Origin of the sequence: Prauserella sp. PE36 (assembly GCF_003311655.1) — a bacterium.
Taxonomy (GTDB): Bacteria; Actinomycetota; Actinomycetes; order Mycobacteriales; family Pseudonocardiaceae; genus Prauserella_A; species Prauserella_A endophytica.
The window spans coordinates 1-13,702 of record NZ_QEQT01000029.1; the positions used below are offsets into that span (position 1 = coordinate 1).

At 68.5% G+C, this 13,702-nt stretch carries 11 protein-coding genes and 1 tRNA gene; 3 read left to right on the forward strand and 9 right to left on the reverse strand.

Annotated elements, in window-relative coordinates; translation table 11 throughout:
• The 3 genes from DI005_RS01505 to xerC form a co-directional block, all read left to right on the forward strand.
• Nucleotides 1-1,006 (forward strand): AAA family ATPase (locus tag DI005_RS01505; RefSeq protein WP_113641048.1); only part of this gene is annotated, 1,006 nt, incomplete at its 5' end.
• A gap of 53 nt (nucleotides 1,007-1,059) precedes the next feature.
• The gene (locus DI005_RS01510) at nucleotides 1,060-1,290 is read left to right on the forward strand and encodes a helix-turn-helix domain-containing protein (protein WP_113641049.1); all 231 of its coding nucleotides are present in this window, start codon (nucleotides 1,060-1,062) and stop codon (nucleotides 1,288-1,290) included.
• The gene (xerC, locus tag DI005_RS01515; RefSeq protein WP_113641050.1) at nucleotides 1,274-2,461 is read left to right on the forward strand and encodes a tyrosine recombinase XerC; all 1,188 of its coding nucleotides are present in this window, start codon (nucleotides 1,274-1,276) and stop codon (nucleotides 2,459-2,461) included. Before DI005_RS01510 ends, xerC begins: the two co-directional genes overlap by 17 nt.
• A 61-nt stretch (nucleotides 2,462-2,522) precedes the next feature.
• Here the strand turns inward: xerC and DI005_RS01520 are convergent.
• The 9 genes from DI005_RS01520 to DI005_RS01560 all read right to left on the reverse strand — a co-directional run bounded on the left by DI005_RS01520 (nucleotide 2,523) and on the right by DI005_RS01560 (nucleotide 13,630).
• Nucleotides 2,523-2,596 (reverse strand) — tRNA-Ile (locus DI005_RS01520).
• Nucleotides 2,597-2,647: 51 nt separating this feature from the next.
• Complete coding sequence (locus DI005_RS01525) at nucleotides 2,648-3,403, reverse strand: DUF3566 domain-containing protein (RefSeq protein ID WP_199542441.1); 756 nt, start codon at nucleotides 3,401-3,403, stop codon at nucleotides 2,648-2,650.
• A gap of 33 nt (nucleotides 3,404-3,436) precedes the next feature.
• Nucleotides 3,437-5,986 (reverse strand): DNA gyrase subunit A, encoded by a 2,550-nt coding sequence (gene gyrA / locus DI005_RS01530; RefSeq protein ID WP_233519947.1) that lies wholly within the window; start codon nucleotides 5,984-5,986, stop codon nucleotides 3,437-3,439.
• Between the two features lie 48 nt (nucleotides 5,987-6,034).
• Complete coding sequence (gyrB, locus tag DI005_RS01535; protein ID WP_113641051.1) at nucleotides 6,035-7,999, reverse strand: DNA topoisomerase (ATP-hydrolyzing) subunit B; 1,965 nt, start codon at nucleotides 7,997-7,999, stop codon at nucleotides 6,035-6,037.
• Nucleotides 8,000-8,250: 251 nt separating this feature from the next.
• On the reverse strand, nucleotides 8,251-8,853 hold the full coding sequence (locus tag DI005_RS01540) for a DciA family protein (protein ID WP_112265880.1): 603 nt from the start codon (nucleotides 8,851-8,853) through the stop codon (nucleotides 8,251-8,253).
• A gap of 160 nt (nucleotides 8,854-9,013) precedes the next feature.
• Nucleotides 9,014-10,165: a DNA replication/repair protein RecF gene (recF, locus tag DI005_RS01545; protein WP_112265878.1), complete on the reverse strand. Its 1,152-nt coding sequence runs from the start codon at nucleotides 10,163-10,165 to the stop codon at nucleotides 9,014-9,016.
• A gap of 12 nt (nucleotides 10,166-10,177) precedes the next feature.
• A complete protein-coding gene (gene gnd, locus DI005_RS01550) occupies nucleotides 10,178-11,068 on the reverse strand; it encodes a phosphogluconate dehydrogenase (NAD(+)-dependent, decarboxylating) (protein ID WP_110334276.1) in 891 nt (296 codons plus the stop codon).
• Between the two features lie 26 nt (nucleotides 11,069-11,094).
• Nucleotides 11,095-12,228 carry a DNA polymerase III subunit beta gene (gene dnaN, locus DI005_RS01555; RefSeq protein ID WP_112265876.1) on the reverse strand — a complete coding sequence of 378 codons (1,134 nt, stop codon included), beginning with the start codon at nucleotides 12,226-12,228 and terminating at the stop codon, nucleotides 11,095-11,097.
• 559 nt (nucleotides 12,229-12,787) lie between these two features.
• A complete protein-coding gene (locus DI005_RS01560; protein WP_112265874.1) occupies nucleotides 12,788-13,630 on the reverse strand; it encodes a DMT family transporter in 843 nt (280 codons plus the stop codon).
• Nucleotides 13,631-13,702 lie beyond the last annotated feature (72 nt).

Consider the following 13,702-nt stretch of genomic DNA (forward strand, 5'->3'; position numbering starts at 1 on the left):
CCGGACCCGGTGGACCGACGCCGAGTTGATGGCCGTCGACTTCCCCGAACCGAGGTGGGCCGTGCCCGGCCTGCTCTGCGAAGGACTCAACCTGCTCGCCGGGGCGCCCAAGCTCGGCAAGTCCTGGCTGTCCCTCGGCCTCGGCGCCGACATCGCCAACGGCGACCCCGCCCTCAACGCCATCGACGTCGAGCGCGGCCCGGTGCTGTACTGCGCGCTGGAGGACACCGGCCGCCGCCTGCAGCGCCGTCGTCGGCAGATGCTCGCCGCCGGGGGCCGCCCGGCGCCGCTGCTCACCCTGGAGACCGCCTGCCCCACGATGAGCATGGGCGGGGCCGAGGTCATCACCGAATGGCTGGAGGAGAACCCACACGCCCGGCTGGTCATCATCGACACCTTCGCCAAGATGCGCGGCGCTGACCCGCACGGCATGACCCAGTACGCCGCCGACTACGCCGCCGCCTCCCGGTTCAAGGACATCGCCGACCGCTACAGCGTGCCGTTCCTGCTCATCCACCACGTCCGCAAACAGGCCGCCGAGGACTTCCAATCCCTGGTGTCCGGCACCAACGGCCTCACCGGCGCCGTGGACGCCACGTTGGTGCTGGAACGCGCGCGCGGGCAGGCGGACGGGGTCCTGCACGTCACCGGCCGCGACGTCGAAGAAGCCGACTACGCCATGAGCTTCGACGCCCACGCCGGGGCCTGGACCAAACTCGACGGCCCCGCCGGGGACTACCTCATGCAAGACACCCGCGCCCTGGTCATGCGGTTCGTCCGCGACTACCCGGGCAGTAAGCCCGCCGACATCGCCAAAGCCCTCGACCTCAACCCGGGCACCGTGCGGCAGACCTGCAAGCGCATGGCCGACAAAGGCCAGCTCCACGCCGCCCCCGGCGGCACCTACCACCCACCCGACACCCGTGGCAGCAGCGGTGACACCCCCGAACTGTCACACCTGTCACTCCGTCACTCAACCACCCCTGACCAGGGAGAACACCTGTGACACCACCTGTGACACCCCCGCCACCTGTCACACCCGCCGTGAGGGAGGAACGGATGGACACGGCCACACCGACCCCGGTACCCGCCAAGCACCTGTACCGGGTCACCGAGGCCATGCGACTGCTCTCGCTTAGCCGGTCCGTGATCTACGAGGAAATGCGCGGCGGCCGGTTGCAGTTCGTCAAGCGCGGCCGGTCGCGGCTCATCCCCGCTGTCGCCATCGACAGCTACGTACACCTGCTCATCACCGAGACCGAGGGGGACCTTTATGACCAAGCGGCGTAGCCACGGCGACGGTGGCCTGTTCTGGGACGAGAAGCGGCAGCGTTGGATCGCGGAGATCACCATTGGATACACACCCGCAGGCAAGAGGAAAACCCGGAAGGCGGCCGGGCGGACAAAGACCGAGGCCAAGGACAAGCTCCGGGATATGCTCCGCGACCTGGAAGAGGGGTCGCACTACGACCGGCGGTACACCGTCGCGGAGGCTGTGCGGGACTTTCTGGAGTACGGCCTACCGCGACGCAGCAAGTCCACGGTGGACAAGCTGACGCTGCTGGCGGAGAAGCACATCATCCCGGAGCTTGGGGCGCGGAAGGCCCGGTGTGCTGGCCGGGACGGTGACCTGAGCGCCGACGACGTTGACCGTTGGCTCGCCAAGAAGGCAGGCGAACTGTCGACGCGCACGCTACGCGAGGTGCTCTCGATCCTCCGCCGCGCTCTGGCCCGGGGGCAACGACGCGACAAGGTGAAACGTAACGTCGCGCTGCTCTGTGAGGTGCCCGAGGGGAGGCCCGGACGTCCCTCGAAGTCACTGACCCTTGAGCAAGCCGAGGCGGTGCTCACAGGGGCCGAGGGCACACCGATGCGCGCATACGTCGTCGTATCGCTGCTGACCGGCGCACGCACGGAGGAGATGCGCGCGCTCCGCTGGCATCACATCGACCTGGAGGGCAAGCCGGATGCGAACCCACCAGTGCCGCCGCACATGATGGTCTGGCGTTCAGTGCGCGAACACGGCGACACCAAGACCAAAAGGTCCCGCCGGTCCCTCGCTCTCCCGCAGCGCTGCGTGGACGCCCTACGAGCCCACCGGGACAAGCAGGACTATCAGCGCCGCCTGGCGGGCGATAGGTGGCAGAAGACGGATCTGGTGTTCTCATCGGCCGTGGGGACCGAGCTGGACGCGGCGAACGTGCGGCGAGCGTTCCGGAGGGTCGTCGACAGGGCCGGGCTGGTCGCTGCGGAGTGGACGCCCCGCGAGCTTCGGCACAGCTTCGTCTCGCTGCTGTCGGACAGCGGGATGCCAATCGAGCAGATCTCGCGGTTGATGGGCCACAACGGCACTGCCGTGACCGAGCTGGTCTACCGTCACCAACTTCGGCCGATCGTGGAGCACGGTGCCGAGGCGATGGACCAGATCTTCGCCGACTCGGAGGAAGATCCGGCGGCTTAGTCACTCACTTTGTCACTCAGCCCCCGTTTCCCCTGGTGGGGAGACGGGGGCTGATCTGCTGTGGGCCCAGGAGGACTTGAACCTCCGACCTCTTCGTTATCAGCGAAGCGCTCTAACCGCCTGAGCTATGGGCCCTGGGAACGGAGAAAAGCTTACAGGACCTCGGCGGAGGCCCCTCGCACGGGGTCACTCCCGTTCCGAAAGGGTCACCTCCAGACCGCCCGCCAGGTCCGCCGACACGTTGTAGATGAACGCGCTCACGGTGGTCAGGGCCGAGATCAGCACGATGTTGATCGCGCCGACGATGGCCGCGACGCCGAACACGCGGCCCGCGCTGATCAGCGGGTCGCCCGCGCTCTCGGCGCTGTCGCCCTGCACCAGCGAGGTGTACGTGCCGTTGATCTTGTCCCACACGCCCATGCCGTCGAGCACCGTGTAGAGCACACCGACGGCCACGAGCCAGACGAAGAACATCGCGACGCCGAGCACCAGGGAGAGCTTGAGCACCGACCACGGGTCGAACCGTTTGATCTGCAGGCTCGCCCTGCGCGGGCCCCTTCCGGGCCTGCGCAGCGCGCTGACCGGTGTCGACCGGCCGCCGCCGCCCTTGCCGCCAGCAGGCGGCTGCGACGGCCCGCTCACCGGCTGTGTGCGCTGGGTGTCGCTCTGCTGCGGCTGACCGAACAGCCGGTTGGCGGCGCTGCCGGTGACCACCTGGGTGTCGGCGTTGCCGTTCGACAGGTACTGGGTCTGGGCCGAGGAGGCGTCCTCAGCGGGCAACTGGCCCGCCGACCAGCGCTCGCCGAAGCCGCCCTCACCCTCCTGACCGGCCGAACCGCTGCCGGTGTCCTTGGCCACGCGCTGCCACGGCGGGGCGACGTCGCCGGCGCCCGTGTCGGTCGTGCCGCCGCCTCGCCGCTCGGTGTTGTCAGGTGGTGTCACAAACGGTCAGTCCCTTGTCAGATTCCGCGCCTGCTACTGCTCTTGCGTCGTCTCGTTCGGCTCGGGGTTGCCGGCTTCGTCGCCGGTGGGAGCCGGTTCGCCGTTCTCTCCGTTGGGGACGTCCGACGGCTTGTCCGCGTTGCGTGCCACGGCGAGCAGGGTGTTGCCCTCGTCGAGGTTGATCAAACGCACCCCCTTCGTCTGCCGTCCGGCCTTGCGCACCTGCCCGGCTGGGGTCCGGATGACCCCGCCACTCGAGGTGATCGCGTACAGCTCGTCGTCCGCGTCGACGATGATTGCCCCCACCAGCCTGCCACGTTTCCGGTCATGCTGAATGGTGAGCACGCCCTTGCCGCCGCGGCCCTGCACCGGATAGTCCTCGATGGGGGTCCGCTTCGCATAGCCGCCGTCCGTGGCGACCAGCAGGAACGTGTCCTCCCTGACCACGCTGATGCCGAGCAGCTCGTCGCCCTCGTTGAACCGCATGCCCAGCACACCTGAGGTCGCCCGGCCCATCGGACGAAGCGCCTCGTCGGTGGCATGGAACCGGATCGACTGGCCGTCGGACGACACCAGCAGCAGGTCGTCCTCCGCGGAGGCCAGCACGGCGCCGACCAGCTCGTCGCCCTCGCGCAGGTTGATGCCGATCAGGCCACCCGCGCGCGGTGAGTCGAAGTCGCTGAGCTTGGACTTCTTGACCAGGCCGTTCTTGGTCGCGAGCACAAGATACGGCGCGACCTCGTAGTTCGGGATCTCGATGACGCTCGCGATCTGCTCGTCCGGCTGGAACGCCAGCAGATTCGCCACGTGCTGTCCGCGCGCGTTGCGGTTGGCCTCGGGCAGGTCGTACGCCTTCGCCCGGTAGACCCGGCCCTTGTTCGTGAAGAACAGGATCCAGTCGTGCGTCGAGCACACGAAGAAGTGCTGGACGATGTCGTCCTGCTTGAGCGTGGCGCCCTGCACGCCCTTGCCGCCGCGCTTCTGCGAGCGGTAAAGGTCGGTCTTGGTCCGCTTGGCGTACCCGGTGCGGGTGATGGTCACCACCACGTCCTCGACCGCGATCAGATCCTCGACCGAGACCTCGCCGTCGAAGGGGATGATCTGGGTGCGCCGGTCGTCGCCGTACTTGTCGACGATCTCGGTGAGCTCGTCGCGGACGATGGTGCGCTGCCGCGCCGGCTTGTCGAGGATGTCCTGCAGGTCCGCGATCTCCAGCTCGATCTTCGCCAGCTCGTCGACGATCTTCTGTCGTTCCAGGGCCGCGAGCCTGCGCAGCTGCATGTCGAGGATCGCGGTGGCCTGGATCTCGTCGATGTCGAGCAGCTCGATCAGGCCGGTGCGGGCCTCGTCGACGGTCGGCGACCGGCGGATCAACGCGATCACGGCGTCGAGCTGGTCGAGCGCCTTGACCAGACCGCGCAGGATGTGGGCCCGCTCCTCGGCCTTCCTCAGCCGGAACCGGGTGCGCCGGACGATGACCTCGATCTGGTGCTTCACGTAGTGGCGGATCATCTGGTCGAGGCGCAGCGTGCGCGGCACGCCGTCGACCAGCGCCAGCATGTTGACGCCGAAGTTGTACTGCAGCTGGGTGTGCTTGTAGAGGTTGTTCAGCACCACCTTGGCGACCGCGTCGCGCTTGAGCGTGACCACGATCCGCATACCGCTGCGGCTGTTGGACTCGTCGGCGATGTCCGCGATGCCCGTGAGCTTTCCGTCGCGCACGAGCGCGGCGATGTTCTCCACCAGGTTGTCGGGGTTGACCTGGTAGGGCAGCTCGGTGACGACCAGGATCGTGCGGCCCTTGGCGTCCTCCTCGACCTCCACCACCGCACGCATGCGCACCGAGCCTCGGCCGGTGCGGTAGGCGTCGGCGATGCCCGAGGTGCCCAGGATGAGGCCCTTGGTCGGGAAGTCGGGGCCCTTGATGCGCTGCATCAGCGCGGCGAGGAGCTCGTCGTCGTCGGCGTCCGGGTTCTCCAGCGCCCAGATGACGCCCTCGGATACCTCGCGCAGGTTGTGCGGCGGGATGTTGGTCGCCATGCCCACCGCGATGCCCGAACCACCGTTGACCAGCAGGTTCGGGATACGGCTGGGCAGGACGTCCGGCTCCTGGGTGCGGCCGTCGTAGTTGTCGGAGAAGTCGACGGTCTCCTCTTCGATGTCCCGCAGCATCTCCATGGCCAGCGGGTCGAGGCGCGACTCCGTGTACCGCATGGCCGCGGCGGGGTCGTTGCCCGGCGAACCGAAGTTGCCCTGGCCGTCGATGAGCGGGTACCGCATCGACCACGGCTGCGCGAGCCGCACGAGTGCGTCGTAGATCGCCGAATCGCCGTGCGGGTGGTAGTTACCCATCACGTCACCGACGACACGGGAGCACTTGTTGTACCCGCGGTCGGGGCGGAAGCCGGAGTCGTACATCGAGTACAGGACGCGGCGATGCACGGGCTTGAGCCCGTCGCGCACGTCGGGCAGCGCCCGCGACACGATGACGCTCATCGCGTAGTCGATGTAGGAGCGCTGCATCTCCTGCTGGATGTCGACCGGTTCGATGCGGTCGTGATCCGGAGGCAAGGTTTCCGTCATAGGTCCTTCTCGGTTGGACAGTCCTGGCGTGGACGGGGTTTCGGGGCGTTACACGTCCAGGAAGCGAACGTCCTTGGCGTTACGGGTGATGAACGAACGCCGGGCCTCGACGTCCTCGCCCATCAGCACGGAGAACAGCTCGTCGGCGGTGGCCGCGTCGTCGAGCGTCACCTGCAGCAGCACGCGGTTGGCCGGGTCCATTGTGGTCTCCCACAGCTCCTCGGCGTTCATCTCGCCGAGACCCTTGTACCGCTGGATCGCGTCGTCCTTCGGCAGGCGCCTGCCGGCCGCGGCGCCGGCCTCCAGCAGCCCGTCGCGCTCCTTGTCCGAGTATGCGTACTCCGGCTCCGAACGCGGCCACTTGATCTTGTAGAGCGGTGGCTGGGCCAGGTAGACGTAGCCCTGCTCCACGAGCGGCCGCATGAAGCGGAACAGCAGCGTCAGCAGCAGCGTGCGGATGTGCTGACCGTCCACATCGGCGTCGGCCATCAGCACGATCTTGTGGTAGCGCAGCTTGGAGATGTCGAAGTCGTCGTGGATGCCGGTGCCGAGCGCGGTGATCAGCGACTGGACCTCGTTGTTCTTCAGCACGCGGTCGATGCGTGCCTTCTCCACGTTGATGATCTTGCCCCGGATCGGCAGGATCGCCTGGAACTTCGAGTCGCGCCCCTCCTTGGCGGAGCCGCCCGCGGAGTCACCCTCGACGATGTAGAGCTCGCACTCCTCGGGGTTGGTCGAGCGGCAGTCCTTGAGCTTGCCTGGCAGGCCGCCGATGTCCATGGCGCCCTTGCGCCGGACGAGGTCGCGGGCCTTGCGGGCGGCCAGCCGTGCCTGCGCGCTCGACACCGCCTTGTTGATGATGATCTTGGCTTCGGCGGGGTTGCGCTCGAACCAGTCGGCCAGCCACTCGTTGCAGGTGCTCTGCACGAACGACTTCGCCTCGCTGTTGCCCAGCTTGGTCTTGGTCTGGCCCTCGAACTGGGGCTCGGAGAGCTTGATCGAGACGATCCCGGCGAGCCCCTCGCGCACGTCGTCGCCGGTGAGGTTGGCGTCCTTCTCCTTGAGCAGCTTCTTGTCACGCGCGTAGCTGTTGACCACGCGGGTCAGCGCCGCGCGGAAGCCCTCCTCGTGGGTGCCGCCCTCGTGCGTGTTGATCGTGTTGGCGAAGGTGTACACCGACGGCGTGAAGCCGTTGTTCCACTGCATCGCGACTTCGACCTCGAGGCCGTCGCCCTTGGCCTCGAACGAGATCACCGAGGGGTGGATCGGGTCCTTGCTGCCGTTGATGTACTTGACGAAGTCCTCGAGGCCACCCGGGTAGTGGTAGGTGCGCTCCTTGATCTGAGCGCGCTCACCTGTGGCGTCCTCACCGTTCTCCTCGGCGACCCGCTCGTCGCGCAGCACGATGGTGAGGCCCTTGTTGAGGAACGCCATCTCCTGGAGCCTGCGCGCGACGGTCTCGGCGCTGTAGTGCGTGGTTTCGAAGATGTCGGGGTCGGCCCAGAACGTGACGCTGGTACCGGTGCGGTCGGTGGGGCCGAGGTCGCGCAGCTCACCGGGCTCGGAGCGTTCGTAGCGCTGCGCCCAGATCCGGCCGTCGATGTGGATCTCGACCTCGAGCGCCGTGGAGAGCGCGTTGACCACGGAGACACCCACACCGTGCAGACCGCCGGAGACGGCGTAGGACTCGTTGTCGAACTTGCCGCCCGCGTGCAGCACGGTGAGCACGACCTCGACGGTCGGCCGCTGCTCCTTGGGGTGCATGTCGACCGGGATGCCACGGCCGTCGTCGACCACGCGGACGCCGCCGTCGGCGAGGAGCGTGACGTCGACCCGGGTGGCGTAGCCCGCCATCGCCTCATCGACGGAGTTGTCGACGACCTCCTGGATCAGGTGGTGCAAACCACGCTCGCCGGTCGACCCGATGTACATGCCGGGGCGTTTACGAACGGCTTCGAGACCCTCGAGAACCGTGATGGAGGACGCGCTGTATTCACTCTGGTTCGCTGCCACCGGCCTGATTTCTCCTCGTCTCACCCAACGCGCGCACGGGTGTGTGCCTGTCGGTCGGGCACGCCGCTCGATACTCGTCCGGCATCAATCCGGCTTGCCCTTACAAGTTTACTTGGCCAGCTCCGCTCACATGCATCAAGGACACCCCTGATTTCGTCACAGAGCGACGATCTCGACGTCAACCGGGTCCCGCCGTGGCCAACGGAGACCTCGCGCCGGATTCGCGCGTTCGGGCCGCGTCTTTCGAACGGCTACCCGTAGGTGTCGCGCGGACCCCGGCCCGAGACGTGCCTCGGGCCCTTGCGCCAGCTCGGCGCCGTCGGGCCCTGGATCCGCATGCGCTTGACGACACCGTGCCCCACCCCCGCCGCAATCTTCGCCAGCAGCTGGCGCTGCAGCAACCGCAGCTGGGTCGCCCAGGCGGTTGAGCTGGCGCGCACGGTCAGCTCCCCCTCCTTGAGCGCGACCGGCTGGGCGTGCTCGGCGACCTCCTCGCCGACGAGCCGCGTCCATTGCCCGAATACCTGGCCGTTGGCGAGCTGGTCGCTCCACCCGAGCTGCGTCGCCATGCGCGAGGCGAGCCTGCCGAGCGGCTGCGGGTCGCGTTCGTCGACGCCGGGACCGGACCAGCGCCTGCGCCTGGGGTTCTGTGCCCGGCCGAGCGCCGGCTTGCCGCCCGGCCTGCGCACGCCCGGCTCGTGCCCACGGGCGGCGGCCCGCTCCCTGGCCGCCTGGAGCGCGGCGTGGGCGAGGTCCCTGCCCTGTGGACTGCCGGCGGACCCCGTCTCGTTCGGCCCAGCAGCGCTGTTACGCTCAGTGTCTCGTTTGGGGGACTCACCGGCAGAACCGCCCACCCGAGGGGTATTGACCACCTCATTTGGGCCTTCAGTCACGCGCGGCGATAACAGGTTCGCTGTGTTATCCACACTATCCACAGACTTATCCCCAGATCGGTGGGTAACTTGTGTGGCCCCGGTCACTCCGGGTCGCCGGCCCGGTCTATTGTGGCTCTGATCAGGCACGTCGTACCTCACCCTCCGAAACCGCGAACCGCGTCCCCGCGAGTTCCTCGGGCACGTCTTCATCCACAGCCGCGGTCACGAGCACCTGCTCCGCGCTCGCCGCGACCTCCGCCAGCCGGGCGCGACGTCTCCGGTCCAACTCCGCGAACACGTCATCAAGCAACAAAACGGGCTCACCCCCCGCCTCGGCTCGTAACAGCTCGTAGGACCCGAGCCGCAACGCCAGTGCGAACGACCACGACTCGCCGTGGCTGGCGTACCCCTTGGCCGGAGCTTCGCCGAGCACGAGCTCCAGCTCGTCCCGATGGGGTCCGACCAGACTTACCCCACGTTCCAGCTCCGCCGTGCGCGACTCGCCGAGCGCCTCCAGGAGGATGCCGGCGAGCTTTTCCTCGTCAGCCCGCTCACCACCCGGAACGCCGTAGCCCGTCGGCAACGCGCCGCCGAGCCCCGACCGGTAGGCGATCTTGGCAGGCCGCGAGTCCGGTGCGACCCCGGCGTAGGCCGCGGCCGTGTGCGGCGCGAGGTCGGCCACCAGGTTCAGCCGCGCCGCCAGCAGCTGGGCGCCCGCCGTGGCCAGGTGGTTGTCCCACACCTCCAGCGTCGACAGCGCGTACGGGTCGTCGCCCCGGCGCTTGCCCGCCGACTTGAGCAGGGCATTGCGCTGCTTCAGCACCTTGTCGTACTCACTGCGCACACCCGCGTAGCGCGGGGCGCGCAGCACGAGCAGCTCGTCGAGGAACCGCCTGCGCTCGCCGGGGTCGCCGCGCACGAGCGCGAGGTCCTCGGGAGAGAACAGCACCGTGCGCAGGATCCCCAGCACGTCGCGGGGCCTGCCGACCGCGCCCCGGTTGACGCGCGCGCGGTTGGCCCGGCCAGGGGCGATCTCCAGCTCGACGGTCAGCTCGCGGCCCTCGTTCACCACGGCGACGCGCACCAGCGCCCGCTCGCACCCATGCCTGATCAGGGGTGCGTCGGTCGCGACCCGGTGCGAGCCGAGCGTGGCGACGTAACCGATCGCCTCGATGAGGTTCGTCTTCCCGCGGCCGTTCGGCCCGACCAGTACGGTCGGACCCGGCTCCAGCGGCAGGTCGACGTGCTCCCACGAGCGGAAGTCGGTCACCTGGAGGTGACGGAGGTACACGCCGCGCCGTGCCTACTCGCCGACTTTCTTGACCGAGTGGCCGCCGAACTGGTTGCGCAGCGCGGCCACCGCGCGCATGGCCGACGAATCCTTCTGCCTGGAGGAGAACCGGGCGAACAGCGCGGCGGAGATCACGGGTGCGGGCACGGCGTTGTTGATCGCCTCCTCCAGCGTCCACCTGCCCTCGCCGGAGTCCTCCACGTAACCCTCGAGGTCGTCGAGCTCCGGGTCTTCGTCCAGTGCCCTGACCAGCAGCTCGAGCAGCCACGAGCGCACGACCGTGCCCCGCTGCCACGCCTTGATCACGGCGGGCACGTCCTCGACGACCTTCGCCGCCTCGAGCAGCTCGAAGCCCTCGGCGTAGGCCTGCATCAGGCCGTACTCGATGCCGTTGTGCACCATTTTCGCGTAGTGACCGGCGCCGACGGAGCCCGCGTGCGCGAAGCCCTCCTCGCGCGGACCGTCCGGACGCAGCGCATCGAAGATCGGCATTGCCTGCTCGACGTGGGCCTTGTCGCCGCCGACCATCAGGCCGTAGCCGTTCTCCTTGCCCCACACTCCACCGGACACGCCGACGTCGAGGTAGCCGATGCCCTTGCCCGCGAGCAGCTCGGCGTTCTTCTTGTCGTCGCTGAACCGCGAGTTGCCGCCGTCGATCAGCAGGTCGCCCTCGCTGAGCAGGTCGCCGAGCTCGGCGACGGTCTGCCTGGTCGCCTCGCCGGCGGGCACCATGACCCAGACCATGCGAGGCGCGGCCAGTGCCGACACCAGCTCCGCGAGCGACCCGGTGTCGGTCACCTCCGCGTTGCGGTCGTAGCCGACCACCTCGTGCCCGGCGGCACGCAGGCGCTCGCGCATGTTGAAGCCCATCTTGCCCAGGCCGACAAGTCCGAGCTGAACCATCAGTTGTCCCCTTGTGTGTTTCGTACTCAGCCGGGAAGCCGCACCGGCATCAGCAGGTAGAGGTAACCGGGAACGACGTCGCCGTTCTCGTCGGCCGGCTTGATCAGCGCGGGCCTGTTGGGCGTGGTGAACGTCAGCTCCGCCCGGTCGGCGTGCAACGCGCCGAGCCCGTCGACGAGGTAACCCGGGTTGAAGGCGATGGTCACCGGCTCGCCCTCGTAGTCGACCGGCAGCTCTTCCTCGGCGCTGCCCTCGTCGTCGCCACCTGCCGAGAGCCTGAGGGTCCCCTCGCTGAACTCGAGCCGTACCTGGGTACCCCGCTCGGCGACCAGCGACACGCGCTTGATCGCCTCGGCCAGCGCCGACACCTGGAGGACCGCGCGCGATGTGTGCTGCGACGGGAGCAGCTGCCGGTACGGCGGGAACTCCGCGTCGAGCAGGCGGGTCGTGGTGTAGCGACCGGAACCGGCGAGGCCGAGCAGGCCGTCGCCGCTCGCGAGGCCGACCTGCACGGTCGCGCCGCTCGCGCCGAGCGACTTCGCCGCGTCGGCGAGCGTGCGGGCAGGCACGAGGACCGCCGCGTCGGCGAGCCCCTCGGCGGGCGACCAGCTGAACTCGCGCATCGCGAGCCGGAAGCGGTCGGTGGCGACGAGCGTGAGGGTGGTGCCCGAGATCTCCAGCCGCATACCGGTGAGCATCGGCAGCGTGTCGTCCTTACCGGCGGCCACCGCGACCTGGGCCACGGCCTGGGCGAACGCCTCGCCCGTCACCTCGCCTGCGAGATCCGGCTGCGCCGGCAACTGTGGATAGTCCTCCACCGGCATGGTCGGCAGACTGAAGCGCGCGTTTCCGCAGGTGATGGACGCGCGAGCGCCGTCGACGGCGATCTCCACCGGCTGGGCGGGCAGCGCCTTGGTGATGTCCGCCAGGAGCCTGCCCGAGACTAGCGTGCGCCCGCCGTCCGCGATCGTGGCTGGTACGCCGACGGTCGCTGAGACCTCGTAGTCGAAGCCGGACACGGTCAGCGCGTCGGAACCCCCGTCGGCTCCTGCGTCGAGCAGCACACCGCCCAGCACGGGAACCGGCGGCCTGGAGGGAAGGCTTCGAGCCACCCAGGCGACGGCGTCAGCGAGCCCATCACGCTCGACGCGGATTTTCATGGCGCCCATCCTTTCGACAGCCGAGCCCGGGCGGCTCGAAAGACGACAAATCACCCCTACAGACGCCCCCAATGGGCAGGGGCGGTCGAGGGGGCGTGGCTGTGTGGGTTCGCCCGGACGCGGTGCGTCGCACATCGACGACACCGGCACCGAGCGGACCGGGGTGTGGGTTTCCACGTTAGAGCGTGAGCGGCACCGCCGTCATCCCGGCCCAGTCGAGCGGCCGAGCGGGTATCCCCAGGTTCACAGCTCGCTTGTTTTTGTTTTGTTCTTCTTCGAAGAGATCTTTGTTCAGTCGTAGTAGTAAGGGCTGTGGGTTGTGTGGACAGGCGTCGTCCGCGCAGGTCCGAGCACGCGCGGCCGTGTGGACAGCCGTGGTGGCAGCTCGGTGGAGAAGTCGGGGGCCGCCGTGGAGAACTTTCGCCCTCCTCAGTTGCTCCACAGCTGTCCCCAGGTTTCCACAGTTTTGTCCCCAGCTGTGGGTCGACCTGTGCCCAGCCCATGCACCGCCGATGCACCCCCGAAACGTGACCTGGATCGCCTTAGTGAGTGACAAAACCTAGGCGGCAGAACGACTTCGGGCCTCGCGCGAGCCCGTCACCGCGACAACTCCGGCCGTGCAGACACATGTGATGGCTACCCACTGGGGCGCGGAAAGCACCTCTGACAGCACCACGAGACCGGCGATCGCGCCCACCGCGGGCTCCAGACTTTCCAGAACTCCCACCGTTCGTGGCGGGATCCGGCGCAGCGCCGCGAGGTCCAGTGAATAGGGAACGACCGCTGACAACACCGCCACGAGCGCTCCGACGAGCAGTACCTCGGGGGCCAGCAACGCGGCGCCGCTCTGCGCGATTCCCGCCGGGAGCCACAGAATCGCGGCGAACGCGACGGCGAGCGAGAGCGTCGACGCCGTCTCACTGCGTCTGCCCGCCGTGCGGCTCAACAACAGATAGGCGGCCATCGACGCCCCGCTCGCGAGCGCGAACGCGATGCCTGCGAACGGAGCTCCACCACCTGGGCCGTGGAAGAGCCAGACGCCGAACCCCGCGAACCCGGCGGCACCCACTTCGGCGAGACCGCGAGAAGTGAGGAGTGCCAACAGGATCGGGCCGAGCAGCTGCAGTGTCGTCGCCATCCCGAGCGGCAGCGTCGTGAGCGCGGGATAGATGAGGTTCATGCCGGCGATCGCGGCGCCGAAGGCGGCCACGAGGGCGAACTCCTTGCGGGTGCTCGGAAGCGCGGGCCGGTGCCACCCGAGCAACACGATTGCCGCGATGCCGAGTCGCAGCGCCACGGTGCCGAGCGCTCCGGCGTCGGCGAAGAGGTGTTTGCCGATCGCCTGCCCGACCTGAACGCTCACCACACTGCCCAGTACGAGCAGTGCTCCTCTGCCGACCATGTGGCGAGTGTCCGGCCGCGCTGACAACGGCGTCCATCTCATCTTCGTGTGCGAATTCGTTTAGCCTCGACT